The organism is Sphingomonas sp. AOB5 (assembly GCF_029433115.1).
GTDB lineage: Bacteria > Pseudomonadota > Alphaproteobacteria > Sphingomonadales > Sphingomonadaceae > Sphingomonas.
Genome location: NZ_JARNTV010000002.1, coordinates 86614 through 104822 on the forward strand (window position 1 = coordinate 86614; position 18209 = coordinate 104822).

19 protein-coding genes are annotated in these 18209 nt (G+C 65.1%); 10 read left to right on the forward strand and 9 right to left on the reverse strand.

Annotated elements, in window-relative coordinates:
- Positions 1-2 precede the first annotated feature (2 nt).
- The 4 genes from P1X14_RS01505 to P1X14_RS01520 all read right to left on the reverse strand — a co-directional run bounded on the left by P1X14_RS01505 (position 3) and on the right by P1X14_RS01520 (position 2759).
- The gene (locus P1X14_RS01505) at positions 3-413 is read right to left on the reverse strand and encodes a GFA family protein (protein WP_277313531.1); all 411 of its coding nucleotides are present in this window, start codon (positions 411-413) and stop codon (positions 3-5) included.
- Positions 410-1261 (reverse strand): MoxR family ATPase, encoded by an 852-nt coding sequence (locus P1X14_RS01510; RefSeq protein ID WP_277313532.1) that lies wholly within the window; start codon positions 1259-1261, stop codon positions 410-412. The genes P1X14_RS01505 and P1X14_RS01510 overlap by 4 nt, the downstream gene beginning before the upstream one ends.
- 70 nt (positions 1262-1331) lie before the next feature.
- On the reverse strand, positions 1332-1946 hold the full coding sequence (locus P1X14_RS01515) for a hypothetical protein (protein WP_277313533.1): 615 nt from the start codon (positions 1944-1946) through the stop codon (positions 1332-1334).
- Between the two features lie 183 nt (positions 1947-2129).
- Positions 2130-2759, reverse strand: a complete 630-nt coding sequence (locus P1X14_RS01520) for a carbonic anhydrase (RefSeq protein WP_277313534.1) — start codon at positions 2757-2759, stop codon at positions 2130-2132.
- 125 nt (positions 2760-2884) lie between these two features.
- Between P1X14_RS01520 and lipA the strand changes: the two genes are divergently transcribed.
- Positions 2885-3817: a lipoyl synthase gene (lipA, locus tag P1X14_RS01525; RefSeq protein ID WP_277313535.1), complete on the forward strand. Its 933-nt coding sequence runs from the start codon at positions 2885-2887 to the stop codon at positions 3815-3817.
- Entirely contained in the window at positions 3817-4305 is a 489-nt protein-coding gene (locus P1X14_RS01530; RefSeq protein WP_277313536.1) for a type II toxin-antitoxin system RatA family toxin, read from the forward strand. Before lipA ends, P1X14_RS01530 begins: the two co-directional genes overlap by 1 nt.
- On the opposite strand, the gene P1X14_RS01535 is transcribed toward P1X14_RS01530, so the two are convergent.
- The 3 genes from P1X14_RS01535 to P1X14_RS01545 are packed head-to-tail and all read right to left on the reverse strand — an operon-like array spanning position 4239 to position 6470.
- Complete coding sequence (locus tag P1X14_RS01535; RefSeq protein WP_277313537.1) at positions 4239-4766, reverse strand: CinA family protein; 528 nt, start codon at positions 4764-4766, stop codon at positions 4239-4241. The genes P1X14_RS01530 and P1X14_RS01535 overlap by 67 nt on opposite strands.
- A gap of 7 nt (positions 4767-4773) precedes the next feature.
- Positions 4774-5322, reverse strand: a complete 549-nt coding sequence (locus P1X14_RS01540) for a hypothetical protein (RefSeq protein WP_277313538.1) — start codon at positions 5320-5322, stop codon at positions 4774-4776.
- Positions 5319-6470 carry a bifunctional 2-C-methyl-D-erythritol 4-phosphate cytidylyltransferase/2-C-methyl-D-erythritol 2,4-cyclodiphosphate synthase gene (locus P1X14_RS01545; protein WP_277313539.1) on the reverse strand — a complete coding sequence of 384 codons (1152 nt, stop codon included), beginning with the start codon at positions 6468-6470 and terminating at the stop codon, positions 5319-5321. The genes P1X14_RS01540 and P1X14_RS01545 overlap by 4 nt, the downstream gene beginning before the upstream one ends.
- Before the next feature lie 38 nt (positions 6471-6508).
- Here P1X14_RS01545 and P1X14_RS01550 point away from each other — a divergent pair, with 38 nt between their 5' ends.
- From P1X14_RS01550 to P1X14_RS01575, 6 genes are all read left to right on the forward strand, one after another.
- Positions 6509-6919, forward strand: coding sequence for an energy transducer TonB (locus P1X14_RS01550; protein ID WP_277313540.1), 411 nt, complete (start codon positions 6509-6511; stop codon positions 6917-6919).
- Positions 6920-6997: 78 nt separating this feature from the next.
- Entirely contained in the window at positions 6998-7996 is a 999-nt protein-coding gene (gene dusB, locus P1X14_RS01555) for a tRNA dihydrouridine synthase DusB (RefSeq protein ID WP_277313541.1), read from the forward strand.
- Positions 7972-9075: an ATP-binding protein gene (locus P1X14_RS01560; RefSeq protein ID WP_277313542.1), complete on the forward strand. Its 1104-nt coding sequence runs from the start codon at positions 7972-7974 to the stop codon at positions 9073-9075. Before dusB ends, P1X14_RS01560 begins: the two co-directional genes overlap by 25 nt.
- Positions 9076-9085: 10 nt before the next feature.
- On the forward strand, positions 9086-10540 hold the full coding sequence (gene ntrC, locus P1X14_RS01565) for a nitrogen regulation protein NR(I) (RefSeq protein WP_277313543.1): 1455 nt from the start codon (positions 9086-9088) through the stop codon (positions 10538-10540).
- 59 nt (positions 10541-10599) lie between these two features.
- On the forward strand, positions 10600-12852 hold the full coding sequence (locus P1X14_RS01570; RefSeq protein ID WP_277313544.1) for an ATP-binding protein: 2253 nt from the start codon (positions 10600-10602) through the stop codon (positions 12850-12852).
- Positions 12849-14228 (forward strand): sigma-54 dependent transcriptional regulator, encoded by a 1380-nt coding sequence (locus P1X14_RS01575; RefSeq protein WP_277313545.1) that lies wholly within the window; start codon positions 12849-12851, stop codon positions 14226-14228. The genes P1X14_RS01570 and P1X14_RS01575 overlap by 4 nt, the downstream gene beginning before the upstream one ends.
- A 9-nt stretch (positions 14229-14237) precedes the next feature.
- On the opposite strand, the gene P1X14_RS01580 is transcribed toward P1X14_RS01575, so the two are convergent.
- Both P1X14_RS01580 and P1X14_RS01585 read right to left on the reverse strand, forming a co-directional pair.
- Positions 14238-15719, reverse strand: coding sequence for a hypothetical protein (locus P1X14_RS01580; RefSeq protein ID WP_277313546.1), 1482 nt, complete (start codon positions 15717-15719; stop codon positions 14238-14240).
- A gap of 81 nt (positions 15720-15800) precedes the next feature.
- Positions 15801-16118: a multidrug efflux SMR transporter gene (locus P1X14_RS01585; protein WP_277313547.1), complete on the reverse strand. Its 318-nt coding sequence runs from the start codon at positions 16116-16118 to the stop codon at positions 15801-15803.
- Positions 16119-16224: 106 nt separating this feature from the next.
- Between P1X14_RS01585 and hfq the strand changes: the two genes are divergently transcribed.
- Together hfq and hflX are read left to right on the forward strand one after the other, a co-directional pair.
- Positions 16225-16854, forward strand: a complete 630-nt coding sequence (hfq, locus tag P1X14_RS01590; protein ID WP_277313617.1) for an RNA chaperone Hfq — start codon at positions 16225-16227, stop codon at positions 16852-16854.
- Positions 16855-16869: 15 nt separating this feature from the next.
- On the forward strand, positions 16870-18159 hold the full coding sequence (gene hflX, locus P1X14_RS01595; RefSeq protein WP_277313548.1) for a GTPase HflX: 1290 nt from the start codon (positions 16870-16872) through the stop codon (positions 18157-18159).
- The last annotated feature ends 50 nt before the right edge of the window (positions 18160-18209 follow it).

Here is an 18209-nt window from a genome sequence, read left to right on the forward strand (position 1 = left end):
TGTCAGCCTATCGGCGGGGGCTGACGCTCGGACTGCGTCAGTTCGGGATCGAAAGCGGCCCAGTGCGGCGCGGACGCGGTCCAGATCACTTCGGTCGGGCGGATGCTGCCCGGATCGTCCAGCGCGCCAGCGCGCATGCCCAGGAACTCGCCACTCACAGGACCGGTGAACAGCGGCGTTCCGCATTGCGGACAGAAACCGCGCCGCAGACGGTTGCCGCTATCCGCGACGCTCTCATACCAGCGGACTTCGCCCTCGATCTCGAGGTCCGCCGCACGGTGCAAAGCATTGGTGGTGCCGTTACCGGCACCCCAATACTGGCAGTCGCGGCACCAGCATGTCCGCACGCGCACAGGTTCGCCATGGATCGCGACGCGCACGGCGCCGCACAGGCAACCTGCGCTACTCGTCACGGGCGGTTCTGCTGTCGCTTGGCCATGAAGGCGAGGCGTTCGAACAACATCACGTCCTGCTCGTTCTTCAGCAGCGCGCCGTGGAGCGGCGGGATCGCCTTGGTCGGATCCTTGTTCTGCAGCACGTCGAGCGGCAGGTCTTCGTGTAGCAGCAGCTTCAGCCAGTCGAGCAGCTCGCTGGTCGAGGGCTTCTTCTTCAGGCCCGGCACCTCGCGGATATCGTAGAAGATATCCATCGCCTTGCTGACCAGGATCTTCTGGATGCCGGGGAAGTGCACGTCGACGATCGCCTGCATCGTCTCGCGATCGGGGAACTTGATATAGTGGAAGAAGCAGCGGCGCAGGAACGCGTCGGGCAGTTCCTTCTCGTTGTTCGAGGTGATGACCACGATCGGGCGCTCGGCAGCGCGGATGGTCTCCTTGGTCTCGTAGACATGGAATTCCATGCGATCGAGTTCCTGGAGCAGGTCGTTCGGGAACTCGATATCCGCCTTGTCGATCTCGTCGATCAGCAGCACGGGCAGCTTGGGCGCGGTGAACGCCTCCCACAATTTGCCCTTGCGGATATAGTTGGCGATGTCGTGGACGCGCTCGTCGCCCAGCTGGCCGTCGCGCAAGCGGGCGACCGCGTCATATTCGTACAGGCCCTGCTGCGCCTTGGTAGTCGACTTGACGTTCCACTCGATCAGCGGCGCGCCGACCGCCTTTGCTATCTCATAGGCCAGCACGGTCTTGCCGGTGCCCGGCTCGCCCTTCACCAGCAGCGGGCGGCGCAAGGTGACCGCGGCGTTGACCGCGACCTTCAGATCCTCGGTAGCGACGTAAGACTGGGTACCCTCGAAGCGCATCGGTATTCCTTTGAAACCCGATTTGCTGCGTAGAGGGGAAGGGGCGGCGGGTGCAACCCCGCCGGAGGGATCAGTGCTTGCCGCGGGCGCTGGCGCGGGCTTCGAGCAGATCGAACAGGCCGCGATGCTGGGCGAACATCTGCTGCGCGCCGAACAGCATGGCACGCTCGACACTCATTTCTCGCACCAGCGTGTCGACCACGGTTATAGTCTCCTCCGCCAACGGCAACGTGCTTGCCGGCGCAATCAGGCCGAGCCGGTGCGCGGCGGCATCCAGCACGTCGCGGATCGCATCCCAGTCCAGCGCCAGTGCCAGCGCGGCGCCGGTAGCGCATCCGGCGCGATCCGACTGGGCCAGCATGTCCAGCGCGTGGCGTTGATGCTGTGCTGCGGCCTCGGCCTCGGCATGGCCCGGCGTGCTGGGCAGGGGGCCTGCGGCAGACACGATGCGAACCAGGAACTCGCGCTCGGCGACGAAGGCCTCGGCGGCCGCTTCCAGCCAGCCGCGTTCCAGATCGCCGCGCGCATGCGCCAGTGCGTGATCGATCACACCCGGATGGCTGCCGTGCAGCAGGCACAGATAATGCACCGCGTCGGCAAGGTCGCGGGGCGGCTCGGTCTTGGTCGCGAGTCGGGTGAGCCAGGGATGGACCGCGACGCCGTCCGAAGCGGTGAGGGCGCCCATAGGCCCCGAAGCACCGCTCAGCCGCGCAATCTGTACCGAATCAAACGGCATACGCCCCCATTACACAAGAGTGCAGCCCAAGACGGGCGCGCCTCTCAATAGCGGGCAGGAATATACCGAACCGCGTAAAGACGTGGTTTATTCGGTGTTTACCTAGGTGTTTCTACGGAAGCACGTTTGCGTTCAGGCGGGTGTGAACTCGCCATCTTCGCCCATCACGTGCAAGCCGCCGTCCGCGATCGCGAAATAGGCGCCGTGGATGGTCAGCGTGCCTGCAGACTCGCGATCGGTGACGAACGGGAAGCTGCGCAGATTGGCGATCGAGGTGCGGACGGTCTCATATTCCATCTCGCGGCCGATATCCGGGCTGTCGCCGAACTTCGCCTTCACCTTTTCGCGCGCGCCGTCGAGCAGGCTCACCCAGTCGTGCACGAAGCCGCCATCGCCGCGTTCGGAATCCTGGAACATCTCGGTCAGCGCGGCATGTGCGCCGCCGCATTTGCCATGACCGAGAACGACGACCTCCTCGACGTTCAGCTTGGTCACCGCGAATTCCAGCGCGGCGGACACGCCGTGACGGCCCGGAGTCGTCTCGAACGGCGGCACCAGATTGGCAACGTTGCGCACCACGAACATCTCGCCCGGCAGCGTGTCGAATATCTGCGACGGCTCGACCCGGCTGTCGGCACAGGCGATCACCATCACCTTGGGCGACTGGCCTTCCGCCAGTTGCTCCCAGCGTTCGCGCTGGCGGCGATAGTCGCTGCTGCGGAACCGGTGATAGCCGTCAACAAGGTCGGTGAAGTAGGTCATGGTACCTCCGTGCGCCCCGACTGATACACTGGGGCGGTGCCTGGTGCGATGGCGGTTAACGGAAAGCGCGCCGGCGGGACAAGCGCAACATTGTAACCGTTGGTTGCTGCCGCTATCTGGCCCTCATGAACGACCTCTCTGCCGCACCCCGCCCGGAACGCCAGCGCAAGCCCGACTGGATCCGCGTGAAAGCGCCGACCTCGGCCGGTTTCGCCGCCACGCGCGAACTGATGCGGTCGAAAAGCCTGACCACGGTGTGCGAAGAGGCCGCCTGCCCGAATATCGGCGAGTGCTGGTCAAAGAAGCACGCGACCGTGATGATCCTGGGCGACACCTGCACCCGCGCCTGTGCCTTCTGCAACGTGAAGACCGGCATGCCGCGCGCTGTCGATCCGATGGAGCCGAACAATGTCGCCGATGCCGCGGCCCAGATGGGGCTGGAGCACATCGTCGTCACCTCGGTCGACCGTGACGATCTGAAGGATGGCGGCGCGAGCCAGTTCGTGAAGGTGATCGAGGCGATCCGCCGCTCGAACCCGACCACGACCATCGAGATCCTGACCCCGGATTTCCGCAACAAGCACGAGGCCGCGGTCGAGGCGATCGTCGCCGCGCGGCCCGACGTGTACAACCACAATCTCGAAACCGTTCCGAGGCTCTATCCCACGATCCGCCCGGGCGCGCGCTATTATGCGTCGCTGCGGCTGCTTGAGACGGTGAAGCGGCTCGATCCGTCGATCTTCACCAAGTCGGGCGTGATGCTGGGCCTCGGTGAAGAACGGCTTGAGGTGCATCAGGTGATGGACGACATGCGCTCGGCCGGCATCGATTTCCTGACCATGGGTCAGTATCTCCGGCCGACGCCCAAGCACGCCAAGGTGCAGGAATTTGTCACCCCGGCGGCGTTCAACGCCTATGGTGCGATTGCGCGGGCCAAGGGCTTCCTACTGGTCGCGTCCTCGCCGCTGACCCGTTCGAGCTATCATGCGGGCGACGATTTCGCGAAGATGCGCGACGCCCGCGCAGCCAAGCTGGCCAAGGAAGCCGCGGGGGCCTGATGCCGCGTCATCAGGAGACGCGGGCGCTTCCCTACACGCCCGAACAGATGTTCGATCTGGTGGCCGATGTCGGCCGCTATGCCGAATTCCTGCCCTGGGTGACTGCAGTCAGGGTGCGTTCGAACAGCGAGACCGAGATGGTCGCGGACGTGATCGTCGGCTTCAAGGGGCTGCGCGAAACCTTCTCGTCGCGTGTCGCGAAGACGCAGCCGGATCATATCCATGTCGACTATCTTGAGGGGCCGCTGAAGCACCTCAATAACGACTGGAAGTTTCGCCCGGACGGCAAGGGCGGTTGCCTGGTCGATTTCAGCGTCGATTTCGCGTTCAAGAACCGCATGTTCGAGATGCTGGCGGGTCAGGTGTTCGACCGCGCCGTCCGCAAGATGGTCAATGCGTTCGAGGATCGCGCCGCGCGGCTCTATTCCGCCGCATCCGGCTCGGGCGCGCCCGGCATCAGCAGTTCGAGCGCCACCAGCGCCGCCTGAAGCCGGATCCCGCCGCGGCCATTATTCTCGAACAGCTTCGAATCCGCGACGATGTGATTGGGGTCGGCGCCCTTTTCGGCGCGCGCGAAGACGACCGTGCCGACCGGCTTCTTCTCGGTTCCGCCATCGGGGCCTGCGATGCCGGTGATCGCCACCGCTACATCGGCCTGGGTCTTGGAAACCGCGTTTTGCGCCATCGTCCAGGCAACGGCGATCGAGACGGCGCCGAACGTCTCGAGCACATCGGTGCTGACCTTCAGCATGTCGGTCTTGGCTTCGTTCGAATAGGTAACGAAGCCGCCTTCCAGCACATCCGACGAACCCGGAATCTCGGTCAGCGCGCCGCAGACCAGCCCGCCGGTGCAGCTTTCGGCCACCGCGATGCGCCGTCCAGCGGCGCGGTTGGCCTCGATCACCTTGCGCGCGGCGGCGACGAGTTCCGGGGGAAGAATGGTGTCCATATGAGTCTCAGCGTGCCTTTCGGGGGCATATAGTGATCGGCAGCGGCTTTTTCCCGTCGCGCGAACCCAGTTCGGCGATCACGGTCAAAACGCCGGCGACATCCTTGGGCGGCAGCGGATCGAGCAGGTGGAACATCCGATCGAACGCATAGCAGCGGAGCGTGTCCATCTGGTCCAGTTCGCCCATCACCATCATTTGCGCGAGCGACGCGAAGCCCGCGGACGATCCCGGAACGGCTGCAGCGGCGGGCGGCAGGCCCAGCAGCTTGGCGATGCCCGAGCCCGCGGCCGGTTCAGCAGCCTTCGCGGCGGCTTCGTAGCGGGTCAGCTGGGCTCGACCGGCAGGGCCGGTCAGGAAGGCGCCGGCGGTGAAATGGGGGGTGCACGCCTGTGTTACGCCCTTGATCGCACCGGGTGCGATCAGCAGCATCACTGCTTCGGCCTCGGGTGCTTCGAGACAGGGAATGTCGCGACCGCCAAAGCTCTGGGCATGCGCGCCGGTGGCTGCGAGCGCGGCCCATGCGGCAGCGGTGGCGAGGAATCCCTTGCGAATCATGCGTCGGTCTCCGGAATCCTGACCGTGGCGACCGCCTGTGCCGCCATGCCCTCGCCGCGACCGGTAAAGCCCAGCCGCTCGGTCGTCGTTGCCTTGACGCTAATCCGGCTGACGGGGAGCCGCAACAGCTCTGCGATGCTCGCGCGGATGGCTTCGCGGTGCGGGCCGATCTTGGGCGCCTCGCAGATCAGGGTCAGGTCTATGAAGTCGACGATCCCGCCTTCGCGCGCGATGAGGCCGGCGGCATGCTGGAGGAACTGCCCCGATGAAGCGCCGCGCCATTGCGGGTCGCTGGGCGGGAAATGCATGCCGATATCACCCGCGCCGATGGTGCCGAGCAACGCATCGGTGATCGCATGGAGCGCGACATCGGCGTCGCTATGGCCGGACAGCCCCTTGCTGTGCGGCACCAGCACGCCGCCGAGCCACAATTCCTCACCCTCGGCGAAGCGATGGACGTCGTATCCGGTCGCGGTGCGCACGCGCAGGCTGGCCGAATGGCGCGCCTCTGCGGCAGCGAAGTCGGCGGGGTGGGTGATCTTTTCCAATGCAGCATCTCCGGGGACCAGCATGACGTCATGCCCGGCATGGCGGAGCATCTGGGCATCGTCGGTGGCTTCGCGATCTTCTGGCCAGTCGAGATGCGCGGCGAGGATCGCGGGATAGCGGAAGGCCTGCGGGGTCTGGACGCGGAACAGGCCGTCGCGGGGAACAGTGTCCTCTAACTTACCAATAGACGACAGTGCCAAAGTGTCGGCGACGGGCAGGGCAGGGATGGCACCTTCATGCTCGTCGAGCGCGGCGACCAGCGCGCCGATCACCGTAGCAGGCAGAAACGGCCGCGCGGCGTCGTGGATCAGGACACGATCCGCTTCAATCGCCTGCAGGCCATTCAGCACCGACTCGCGGCGCGTGGTCCCGCCGATAACGTGCGGGACGTCACCCAGCGCCTCGGCCAGCGCGTCCTGCTGGCCTTCGCCGATCACCACCAGCACGTCGTCCACGTCCGGATGCGACGCCAAAGCGGCATAGCTGTGCGCCAGCATCGGCTTGCCGGCGAGCTTCGCGAACTGCTTGGGGACGGTGCTGCCCGCTCGGGTGCCTTGCCCAGCGGCGACGATGATCGCGACGGTCTTCGGGCGGGACATTCGGGCGCCCTAGCGCAAGGCGAAGTGGGTCGCCAGCCTTGATCGGCGGCACCGGCACTGGCAGCATCGGGGCAGGAAAGGGGATCGGCATGACAATGGCGGGGTTGAAGTTCTTGGCAGCCATCGCGGCGCTATCGGTTGCCCCTGCTGCATGGGCGCAGAAATCCAGCTTGCGTCCCATCGATCCCTTCAAGTGGATCACCAACAACGATTATCCCATGGAATCCCTGCGGCGCAGGGAGCAGGGAATGGTGTATTTCCGTCTCGATGTCGACGAGAAGGGCAAGGTAAGCGCCTGCACCATCACCCAAACGAGCGGATTCCGGCGTCTCGACGACACAGTCTGCGCAGCTTTGAAGGCCCGTGCCCGGTTTATTCCCGCCAGGAACGAAGAGGGCCAGAATATTCCCAGCGTCTGGAGCAGCCGGTTTCACTGGGAGATCCCGTAATATACGGGGCGTAACCACCCCAACTTGCCAATCGCCGCTTGCGCGCGTAGGGGCTGCTGCCTATTTTTCAGGCAGATCATGACGACGCTCGCTCCCATCCAGGTCGGTCCCGTGCGGATCGACGTACCGGTGATCCTCGCCCCGATGACGGGCGTCACCGACCTGCCGTTCCGGCGGGTGGTGCGGCGCTATGGCTCGGGCCTCAACGTCACCGAGATGGTCGCCAGCCAGGCCGCCATCCGGGAGACGCGCCAGTCGGTCCAGAAATTCGCCTGGGATCCGATCGAGGATCCGGTGTCGATGCAACTGGTCGGCTGCACCCCCTATGAAATGGGTGAGGCGGCCAAGCTCTCCGAGGATCGCGGCGCCGCCATCGTCGACATCAACATGGGCTGCCCGGTGCGCAAGGTCACCAATGGCGATGCGGGTTCCGCGCTGATGCGCGACCTGCCGCTTGCTTCGCAGCTGGTCGAGGCGGTGGTGAAGGCGGTGAAGGTGCCGGTCACGCTCAAGATGCGGATGGGCTGGTGCCATTCCAGCCTGAACGCGCCGGAGCTTGCCCGGATCGCCGAGGATCTTGGCGTCAAGATGGTGACGGTCCATGGTCGCACCCGGAACCAGATGTACCGCGACAGCGCCGATTGGGCGTTCGTGCGCAAGGTGAAGGATGCGGTGTCGATCCCGGTGATCGTCAATGGCGATATCCTGAACGCCGAGGACGCCCGCACCGCGCTGGCGCAGTCGGGCGCGGATGGCGTGATGATCGGCCGTGGGTCCTATGGAAAGCCGTGGATCCTGAAGCAGGTCATGGACGAACTGTCAGGGCAGGGCGTGCGCCCCGATCCCACGCTCGACGAACAATATGACATTATCACAGCGCATTACCGCGACTCACTGAGCCTGTATGGCAACGAAGTCGGCGTGAACATGATGCGCAAGCATATCGGCTGGTACACCAAGGGGCTGCACGGATCGGCCGAGTTCCGCAATGCAGTCAACAAGATCGCCGACGCCGATACCGTCCTGAAGATGCTCGCCGAATTCTACGCACCGTGGCGATCCCGCGAAGCGGCCTGAAGCGCGCCAAGGTAACCCCCGTCGCGGGGCCGGCCTTTGGCGAAATGTTCGCGGCATTGCCCGTCGCGGTGCTCGTGATCGATCCGGACGGTCGCATCGCCCATGCCAATGCCGCGTGCGAGCTGCTGCTCAACCACAGCGAAACCTCCATGGCGGGACAGCCCTATGACGCGGTGCTGCTGCCGCCCGAAGACTATGCCGACCGCCGCGACGGACGCGGCTTCGCGGCCTATGATGTCGAGATCGAAGCGGTGCGCGGTTCCCGCATCCGCGTCGATTTCGTCGAGACCTCGGTCGTCGACCATCCCGGCTGGCGCATCGTGACGCTCCACCATGCGCCGCGCAGAGCTGCGCACGGCGGCGATCGTTCGGCAGGCGCGCGCGCTGCAGTCGGCGCAGCGGCGATGCTGGCGCATGAGATCAAGAACCCGCTTTCGGGCATTCGTGGGGCGGCGCAGTTGCTCGGAATGGGGGAGGGAGCCGATCCAGAACTCACCGGGCTGATCACCACCGAAGTCGACCGCATCGCCGCGCTGATCGACCGGATGCAGGACTTCACCGATACGCGTCCGCTGAAGCTGGCGCCGACCAATGTCTATCCGCTACTGGATCACGCCCGCCGCGTGGCGCTGGCCGGGTTCGCGCGCGGGATGGTGATCGAGGAGCGGTTCGATCCCTCGCTGCCACCGGTGCTGATCGATCCCGACGCGTTCCTGCAGGTGCTGCTGAACCTGCTGAAGAACGCGGCCGAGGTGCTGGTCGGGCTGGCGCAGCCGCGGATCACCCTGTCGACCGCCTATCGCCACGGCATGTCGGTCAGCACCGGGGCAGGGCGTCCGCGCCAGCCGCTGCCGATCGAGATCCTCGTCGTCGATAACGGCCCCGGCGCGCCGGGGGATATCGCCGAGCATCTGTTCGAGCCGTTCGTTTCGGGCAAGCCCGAGGGCAAGGGCCTGGGCCTGCCGCTGGTCGAGAAGCTGGTCCGCGATATGGGCGGTATCATCCAGTATGCCCGCGAACGCACCGGCCAGAACGAATCCACTGTATTCCGCATCCTCCTGCCCAGAGCTCCAAAGTGATCGCGCCCAAATGAACAGCCCCGGTACCGTTCTGGTCGTCGACGACGACGCTGCAATCCGCACCGTGGTCGCCGCGGCGCTGAAGCGCGAGGGGCATCGCGTCACCACCGCGGGCAGCATCGCCGAATTCCGCCGTGAATTCCGTCTCGCCATGCCTGAAGTGCTGGTGACCGACGTGGTGCTGCCGGACGGCAATGGCCTGGATCTGGTCGCGTCGCTGCTGACCGAGCATCCCGATCTGCCGGTGATCGTCTTCTCCGCACAGAACACGCTGGCCACCGCGGTGCGTGCGACCGAGGTGGGCGCGTTCGACTATCTGCCCAAGCCGTTCGATCTCGACGTGCTGGCGCAGGCCGTGCGCGGCGCGATCGCCAAGGGACGGCGGCGGCCCTCGGCCATGCCGGATATCGAGGAAGGCGCAGGCCCCTCGCTGATCGGCCGCTCGCCTGCGATGCAGGACGTGTATCGGGTGATCGCCCGCGTCGTCTCGAACGACCTGACCGTGCTGGTCTCGGGCGAATCCGGCACCGGCAAGGAGCTGGTCGCAAAGGCGATCCACGATCTCGGTCAGCGCCGGCGCGCGCCGTTCGTCGCGCTCAACATGGCCGCCATCCCGCGCGAGCTGATCGAAGCCGAACTGTTCGGCCATGAACGCGGCGCCTTTACCGGTGCGGCTGCGCGCGTCGCCGGCAAGTTCGAACAGGCGGCAGGAGGGACTTTGTTCCTCGACGAAATCGGCGACATGCCGATGGATGCGCAGACGCGCCTGTTGCGCGTACTGCAATCGGGCGAATTCACCACTGTAGGCGGCGCCCGCACGATCCGTGCAGACGTCCGCATCGTCGCGGCGACGAACAAGGATCTGAGCGCGCTGGTGAATATCGGCCAGTTCCGCGAGGATCTGTTCTACCGGCTCAACGTAGTGCCGGTAGCGCTCCCCGCTTTGCGCGAGCGGCGTCAGGACGTCGCGCTGCTGGCCCGTCACTTCCTCGACCGGGCAGTGGAAGACGGATTGCCACGCAAGCATCTCGACAAGGATGCGGTCACCGTCCTCGAGACCTATGACTGGCCCGGCAATGTGCGCGAGCTGGAGAACCTGATGCGCCGCATTGCCGCGCTCAGCCGCGACGAGTGGATCGACGCTGCCGGCATCCGCCGCGCGCTGGGCGAAGCCAATATGGGCAATGCGCCCGTGGCGGTTCGCGACGAGGGAATCGAGGCTGCAGTGCGTGCCCGGCTGGAACGAATCGCGATCGAGGAGCCGCAGTCGCTCGACGATGGCACGCTGTACGACCGGATCATCGGCGAGGTGGAACGCCCGCTGATCGAAGCGATGCTGAGCCGCCACGGCCAGAACCAGCTTCGCGCCGCCCGCTCGCTGGGAATCAACCGCAATACGCTGCGCAAGCGGCTGGATACGCTCGGGATCGCGATGGCGGGCGGGCGTCAGGATGGTGCCGAATAGCGACAGTCTGACCAGATTATGTGTTTTTCCGGCCACAATCCTGTTGTAGCCTTGCAACGATGGATGCCGTCACGACGCCAATAACCGGAGAGAAGCCGCAAAAGCGGTGGTTTTCGGTTACCCCGGCGATCGAACTGGCAGTGCTGGGGGTCGCGGCCGCGACGCTTTATGGCACCTATCTCTATATCAGCGGACAGCGCGATCTCACCGGTCTGCTAAGTCCGGTAATCGCCGCGTTCCTGCTGCTGGCGAACCTGCTGCCCGCAGTGGTCCTGATTATCCTGCTCGGACGCCGGATCGCCAGAAACCGCGCTGCGAAAGCAGGCATGGCCGGTGGCGGACAGCTTCACATCCGGCTTGTGGTGATGTTCTCGCTGATTGCGAGCATTCCGATCATCCTGACCGTGATCGGCGCTTCCGTGATGTTCCAGTCTGGTGTGCAGCTTTGGGGTTCCGAACGCGCGCGAACCGCGTTTGAATCAAGCACCGACCTTGCGATCGAAGGGCAGCGCGTGGTCGCGGAACGCTGGGCCGGCGAGGCGAGGGCGATGGCGGATGACTTGATCGCCATCTATCCCGATCTGCCCGGCCGCTCGGCTTCGGTGCAGCGCGCCTTTCTCGAGCAGACTTACCTCCGGAATTTCTATCAGGCGGTCTTATTTCATCTGCCCGATGGCAAGAATGTCGAGCCGCTCTATGCCTATGAGCAGCCGAACGAGAAGGAATTCGCCGCCCGGGTCACCGGTTCGATCCTCAACGCGTTGAACGACAACAAGAAAACCTATACCGATTTCAACGCCAAGCTGGTCTGGGTGATCACCCCGGTCGATCGTTCCCGCAACATCTTCCTGTACGTCGCGACGCCGGTAAACGCCGAATATCTGACGCGCCAAACCGACTCCGCGCGTGAGATCAAGCGCGAGTACACCGCGCTGCAGGCGCGTGCGCGCTCGCTCCAGATCATTTTCAACGCGGCGCTTTATGGCGTCGCGCTGCTGATCATCGGCATTGCCATGTGGGTCGCGATCCTCGTCGCCGACCGGCTGGTGCGGCCGATCAGCGAGCTGGTTGGTGCAGCACGAGAGATTGCCAAGGGCGATCTGGGCGTGCGCGTGCCCGAGCCGAAGACGCGGGACGAAGTCGGTGTGCTCGCGGACGCGTTCAACCAGATGACCGAGCGGCTTCAGGGGCAAACCAGTGCGCTCGTCAGCGCGAACGCTGAATCCGAAAGCCGCCGTGCGCTTATCGAAGCAGTGATGTCGGGTGTGACCGCAGGCGTTATCTCGATCGATGACGAGCGCAAGGTGCGGCTGATCAACGCGTCCGCGCTTACGATGCTGCGTCGCGATGCCGATGTGGTGAGCCAGCCGCTGGCCGAGCTGGTGCCCGAACTCGCCGTGCTGCTTGACGGACAGGACCGCGAGGCCGTGGTCCAGGTCACAGCCGGAGGCGATCCGCGCACGCTCGCCGTGAAGATCACCCGCGACGAGGGCGGGCAGGTCCTCACCTTCGACGACATCACCCAGCAACTCCTCGACCAGCGCCGCGCGGCATGGTCCGACGTGGCGCGGCGGATCGCGCACGAGATCAAGAACCCGCTCACCCCGATCCAGCTCGCCGCGGAACGGCTCCAGCGGCGCTATGGCAAGAAGGTGGATGCCGAGGACGGCACCTTCGCCCGGCTGACCGACACGATCGTGCGGCAGGTGGGCGATCTGCGCCGCATCGTCGACGAATTCTCCTCCTTCGCGCGCATGCCCAAGCCGCTGTTCCGCCGCGAATCCCTGCTCGATATCGCGCGCCAGTCGATGTTCCTCCACGAAGTCGCCCATCCGACGATCCGCTTCGAGATGGATGCGCCCGATCCCGCACCCAATCTGATCGCCGATCGCCGCCAGATCGGTCAGGCGCTGACCAATGTGGTCAAGAACGCGGTCGAGGCGATCGAGGGCCGCGGGGAAGGGGAGGCGCTGCCGCAGGGCGAGGTCGTGCTGACCATTGCCGAGGACGAGGGCAGGGTGACCCTGACCGTCGCCGATAATGGCGTGGGCCTGCCGGTCGAGCGCGACCGCATCGTCGAGCCCTATATGACGACGCGCAGCCGCGGCACCGGGCTCGGCCTCGCCATCGTCAAGAAGATCGTCGAGGAGCATTGCGGCACGATCGCCTTCGGGGATCGTCCGGGTGGCGGCACGATCGTCACCATCTGCTTCGACACAGATGCGCTGGCCGGCATGGCCACCGCCGATTCCGAAACCGCCGACAGCGCCGATACGCGTCCGGTGGCGCTTACCCGTGGGAACAAGTCATGACACTCGATATCCTGGTCGTCGACGATGAGCGCGACATCCGCGAGCTGGTCGCCGGCGTGCTCGAGGACGAAGGCTATGAGACGCGGGGCGCGGCCGACAGCGACTCAGCGCTGAATGCCATTGCCGACCGGCGGCCCAGCCTGGTGCTGCTAGACGTGTGGCTGCAGGGCTCGCGGCTCGACGGGTTGGAACTGCTCGACGAGATCAAGCGGCGCGACCCCTCGATCCCGGTGCTGGTGATCTCGGGCCATGGCAATCTGGATACCGCAGTGGCGGCGATCCGGCGCGGCGCGGTGGACTTCATCGAAAAGCCGTTCGAGGCGGAGCGGCTGCTGTGGCTGGTCGAACGCGCGACCGAGACCGAGCGGTTGAAGCGCGAGGTCGCGTCGCTGCGCGCGTCGATCGGGCGCGAGGAAGACCTGACCGGCATGTCCGGTTCTATCAATGCGGTGCGTGCAACCCTGAAGCGGGTTGCCTCGACCGGCAGCCGCGTACTCATCAGCGGCGGCGCGGGCGTGGGCAAGGAAGTCGCGGCGCGGCTGCTGCACGGCTGGAGCCAGCGCGCACAGGCGCCCTTCATCATCGTCAGCGCGGCGCGGATGACGCCCGAGCGGGTCGATGAGGAGCTGTTCGGCGTCGAGGAGAATGGCGATCTGGTCCGCACCGGCCTGCTCGAACAGGCCCATGGCGGCACCCTGTTTCTCGATGAGATCGCAGACATGCCGATCGCGACCCAGGCGCGCATCCTGCGCGTGCTGACCGATCAAAGTTTCAGCCGCGTCGGCGGCACGCGGATCGTGAAAGTCGATGTCCGCGTGGTCTCGGCCACTGCACGGGACCTGATGACCGAGATTGCCGAGGGGCGTTTCCGCGAGGATCTCTATTACCGGCTCAACGTGGTGCCGGTGATGATCCCGCCGCTGACCGAACGGCGCGAGGATATCCCGGTGCTGGTCGAGCATTTCGTGGCGCATTACGCCAGCGAACGCCGCGTGCCGACGCCCGAGGTGGCCGCGGACGCGATCGTCGCGCTGCAAAGCTATGAATGGCCGGGCAATGTCCGCCAGCTCCGCAACGTGGTCGAACGCACCGTGATCCTCGCCCCCGGCGACCGGATCGGCCGGATCGATCTCGACCTGCTTCCCCCCGAAGTGCTGGGCAAGCCGGGCGAGATGGGCAATGGCGTCGGCGCCAACGCGATCATGGGCGCCCCGCTGAAGGAAGCCCGCGAGACGTTCGAGCGCGAATATCTGCGCATCCAGATCCGTCGCTTCTCGGGCAATATCTCGCGCACGGCGAGCTTCATCGGGATGGAACGCTCGGCGCTGCACCGGAAGCTGAAGCTGCTGGGGATTACCGAGACGCGGGAAGACTAGGCGGCGCGATCACACGACCGATGTCAGGCTGTCGCAGGCCTGGCTGATCGCCGACGCCAGCAGCCGATCGCTCGTTTCCACGCCGGTATGGTATTTCTGGTCGAGATAGGCCCGGATCGTGTCCATCTCGTACCCCTGCGCCAGATAGTCCACGATCTCGGCCTGCATCGCGGTGAACAGCCCGTAGGTCACCGCTTCAACCTTTGAAGACGCATATTCCGAGCGGAACTCACCGGCAAAGATCGAGAAAAGCGCGTAGTAAATCTCGCGATCGCGAACCATCTCGGCAAAGGTATCGCGTGCCTCCGCCCCGTAGAAGCGCATTTCGGTCATCCCGGCGGCGAGGAAGGATTTGCGCAGCATCGCCTGGACCGAATTATAGGAATCGCACGCGTGCTGGAGGATCGGCTCGTGTCGATGGAAGCCGAGCTTGCCGAGCATGCGGCCACCACGCTCGGTGAGCCGCTCGCGCAGGTAGGAGGCGGTGAGCGGCGTCTCGCGCGCGCGTATCCCGCCACAATAGCCGATCAGGCCGGTCTGTTTGAAAATATCGAGATACATTTCGAGGATGACCGAGTCATAAGCCCTGTCCTCCGCCATTTCCGGATCTTCGTAATTCTTCGTCAGCGCATCCCGCGCAGTCTGCAACTGCCGTTGCGAACCCGGAATGAGATGCGCGAGCCGGTAGCCCGGATGAAACGCGCTCCACCGTAGCTTGCCCGAGACACCGCTTGTGGTCCCGAAGACCGGCACCGGCCCCGACAATGCGATGCCTAGTGCCATCTGGCACGGCGCCAGCAGACCCATCTGCTCGCGCATGGCATCGATCAGCGCAAAATAGATCAGATGATCACGCTTGTCGTAGCGGAGCAGCGGAACCGGATCCAGGTTTGGCGCGAAACTGCGAAGCTGCCGCATCTCGACCATCAGCGCGGACGCCTCGAGCAGGTTCGTATAGGCAAAGCGTGGATCGGGGCAGGCGGGCGCCGAGGGGGTATCCGCAACGAACGGCGCTTCGCAGTCCGTGAATTGCGTGAACAGCATGTTCAGCGCATCGACCGCATCGGCCTGGGTCCATTCGGGCGAATAGCCGGTAAGCGAGAACAAGACCCGATCATAGAGATCAAGGATCGCCCTTGGCGTCTCGAGTTCGCCCATGCGCGGCATCGAGACGATCAGCGCATGCCGCATGAGCTGGACATAAGTGACCAGCACCCCGAATGCCGAACCGGTATGGGCGGCGAAATGATTATGCTCGTGGACGCTCGTCAGCGACTGATGCATCTCATCCAGATTGAAACCGGCGGTCACCGCCTCGCGTTCGGCACGCTCGGCCTGGGTTTGCATGCCGACCTTCGAATATTCGCCGGCGCCACGCCACGCCTCGCGCGCCGACGCCTCCTCCATGATCGAGAGCGTAAGCAGCGAGAAATGCCCGTTCGCCCGGGACGCGTCATAAAGGCGCAGCGGCGCGAAATCGGTAACGGGCATCGGCATCCTCCCCTGGACGAGCCGACCATGGCAATCCCGCCGCCCGTGAGGCAAGCGGGATCGCATTCAAAGCGGTCTCGATCAGGGCGTCGCCAGCTTCATCAACCCGATCCCGGCGACGATCAGCCCTGCTGCCGCGATCCGCATCAGCCCGGCGCCTTCGCCCAGGAACACCACCCCGACGATGAACGCGCCGACCGCGCCGATCCCGGTCCACACCATGTAGCTGGTGCCTAGCGGCAATTGCTTCATCGCCCATGCGAGCAGGCCGAAGCTGAGGAACATGAAGACGAAGGTCGCGGCGGTCGCGCCCGGGCGGGTGAAGCCGTCCGACAGCTTCATGAAATAGGCCCACACCACTTCGAGCAGACCGGCGACGAACAATGCAATCCAGGCCATATGGCCCTCCTTTCGAAAGGCCGGGCCGTCCCGGGCATCTGCCTGCGGCACCCTCTTATAGTGGTGAGCAGGGGAGGGCGTGGCCTCGCGCGGCTCATCTAGGAAAATGGGACGGGCCGATCAAGCATCCAACTGGACGCGACGGGGTGCAATCCCTAGATTGGCGGCGCGCGCCAGCGGTGGCGCGACTCCGACGCCGGGAAACGGCGCCCAGCGGGACAGATCCCGCCAAAAACAGTGGAGCCCTTCGATGGCCGACAAGCAGACCTCGCTCCAGGACCTGTTCCTGAACTCGCTGCGCCGTTCCAAGACCCCCGTCACCATGTTCCTGGTCAAGGGCGTGAAGCTCCAGGGTATCGTGACCTGGTTCGACAATTTCTCGGTGCTGCTCCGCCGCGACGGCCAGTCGCAGCTGATCTACAAGCATGCCATTTCCACCATCATGCCCTCGGGCGCAGTGGATCTCGAGCAACTCTTGGATCAGGTTGGAGATTACCAGTCCAAGAACCCGGTTTTGCAGGAAATTTTCCTGAATGCGATCCGCAAGCAGCAGGAAAATGTCACCATGTTCCTGGTGAATGGCGTGATGCTGCAGGGGCAGATCGCGGCGTTCGACCTGTTCTGCATGCTGCTCCAGCGTGAGGGCATGGCGCAGCTGGTCTACAAGCATGCGGTGTCGACCATCCAGCCGGCGCATCCGCTGAACCTCGCCGAAGAGCAGAATGGCGAGGACTGACTTTAAGGCATTGAAATGAGTACCGGTTTCGAACGCGACGCCAGCGAGTTCACTCGCGGGGCGAGGGCGGCAGTCGTCTATCCCGATACGGGAGGCAGCTCGCGCGATGCAGACGCGCGTCTGGAGGAGACCGCCGGCCTCGCCATGGCGATCGGCGTCGATGTGATCGAGAAGGTGACGTTCCGGCTGCGCCAGCCCAAGCCGGGCACGCTGATCGGTTCGGGCCAGGTCGAAGCGTTGGCCGAGACGGTGCGCGACCGCGAACTGGACCTCACGGTGTTCGACGCGGCGCTGACACCGGTGCAGCAGCGCAATCTGGAGACTGCGCTCGGTTGCAAGGTGATCGACCGCACCGGCCTGATCCTCGAAATCTTCGGCGAGCGCGCGCGGACGGCCGAGGGCCGGCTTCAGGTCGAGCTGGCGCATCTCGATTATCAGGCAGGCCGACTGGTGCGCAGCTGGACCCATCTCGAGCGCCAGCGCGGCGGCTTCGGCTTCCTTGGCGGCCCGGGCGAAACCCAGATCGAAGCCGACAGGCGCCTGATCCGCGACCGGATGGCGCGGCTGAAGAAGGAACTCGATCAGGTCAGCCGCACGCGCAGCCTGCACCGCGACCGTCGCCAGCGCGCGCCATGGCCGGTGATCGCGCTGGTCGGCTATACCAACGCCGGAAAGTCCACGCTTTTCAATCGCCTGACTGGTGCTGACGTCATGGCGGAAAACCTGCTGTTCGCCACGCTGGATCCGACCTTGCGCCAGATCCAGTTGCCGGGGATCGACAAGGCGATCCTGTCCGACACGGTGGGCTTCGTCTCCGAACTGCCGACCCAGCTGGTCGCGGCGTTCAAGGCAACGCTGGAGGAAGTGGTGTCGGCCGACCTGCTGATCCATGTCCGCGACATCGCCCATCCCGATAGCGAAGCGCAGCGCGCCGATGTCGAGAAGGTGCTGGGCGAGATCGGCGTGGCGCTGGACACGCCGCGGTTCGAGGCGTGGAACAAGCTCGACCTGCTCGACGAGGAGCGGCGCGAGGAAGCGCTGGCCGAAGCGACGAAGCGCGAGGATGTTGTGGCGCTGTCCGCCTGGACGGGGGAGGGCGTCGCGATCCTTATCGAAGCGGTGGCAGCACGGCTGACCGAGGGGCACCGGCGCTACACGGTGACGCTGGATACCGGCGATGGGGCGGGGGCTGCCTGGCTGCACCAGCATGGCGAGGTGATCGAGCAACGCGTCGAGGGCGACCGCGCAGTGTATGAAGTGCGGATGGCGCCGCGGGATTTCGAACGGTTCGGGATGCGAGGCTGAACGCCCCTATTGTTACGAACTTGGTGCGAAATGGACGCATCCGGCGCAGG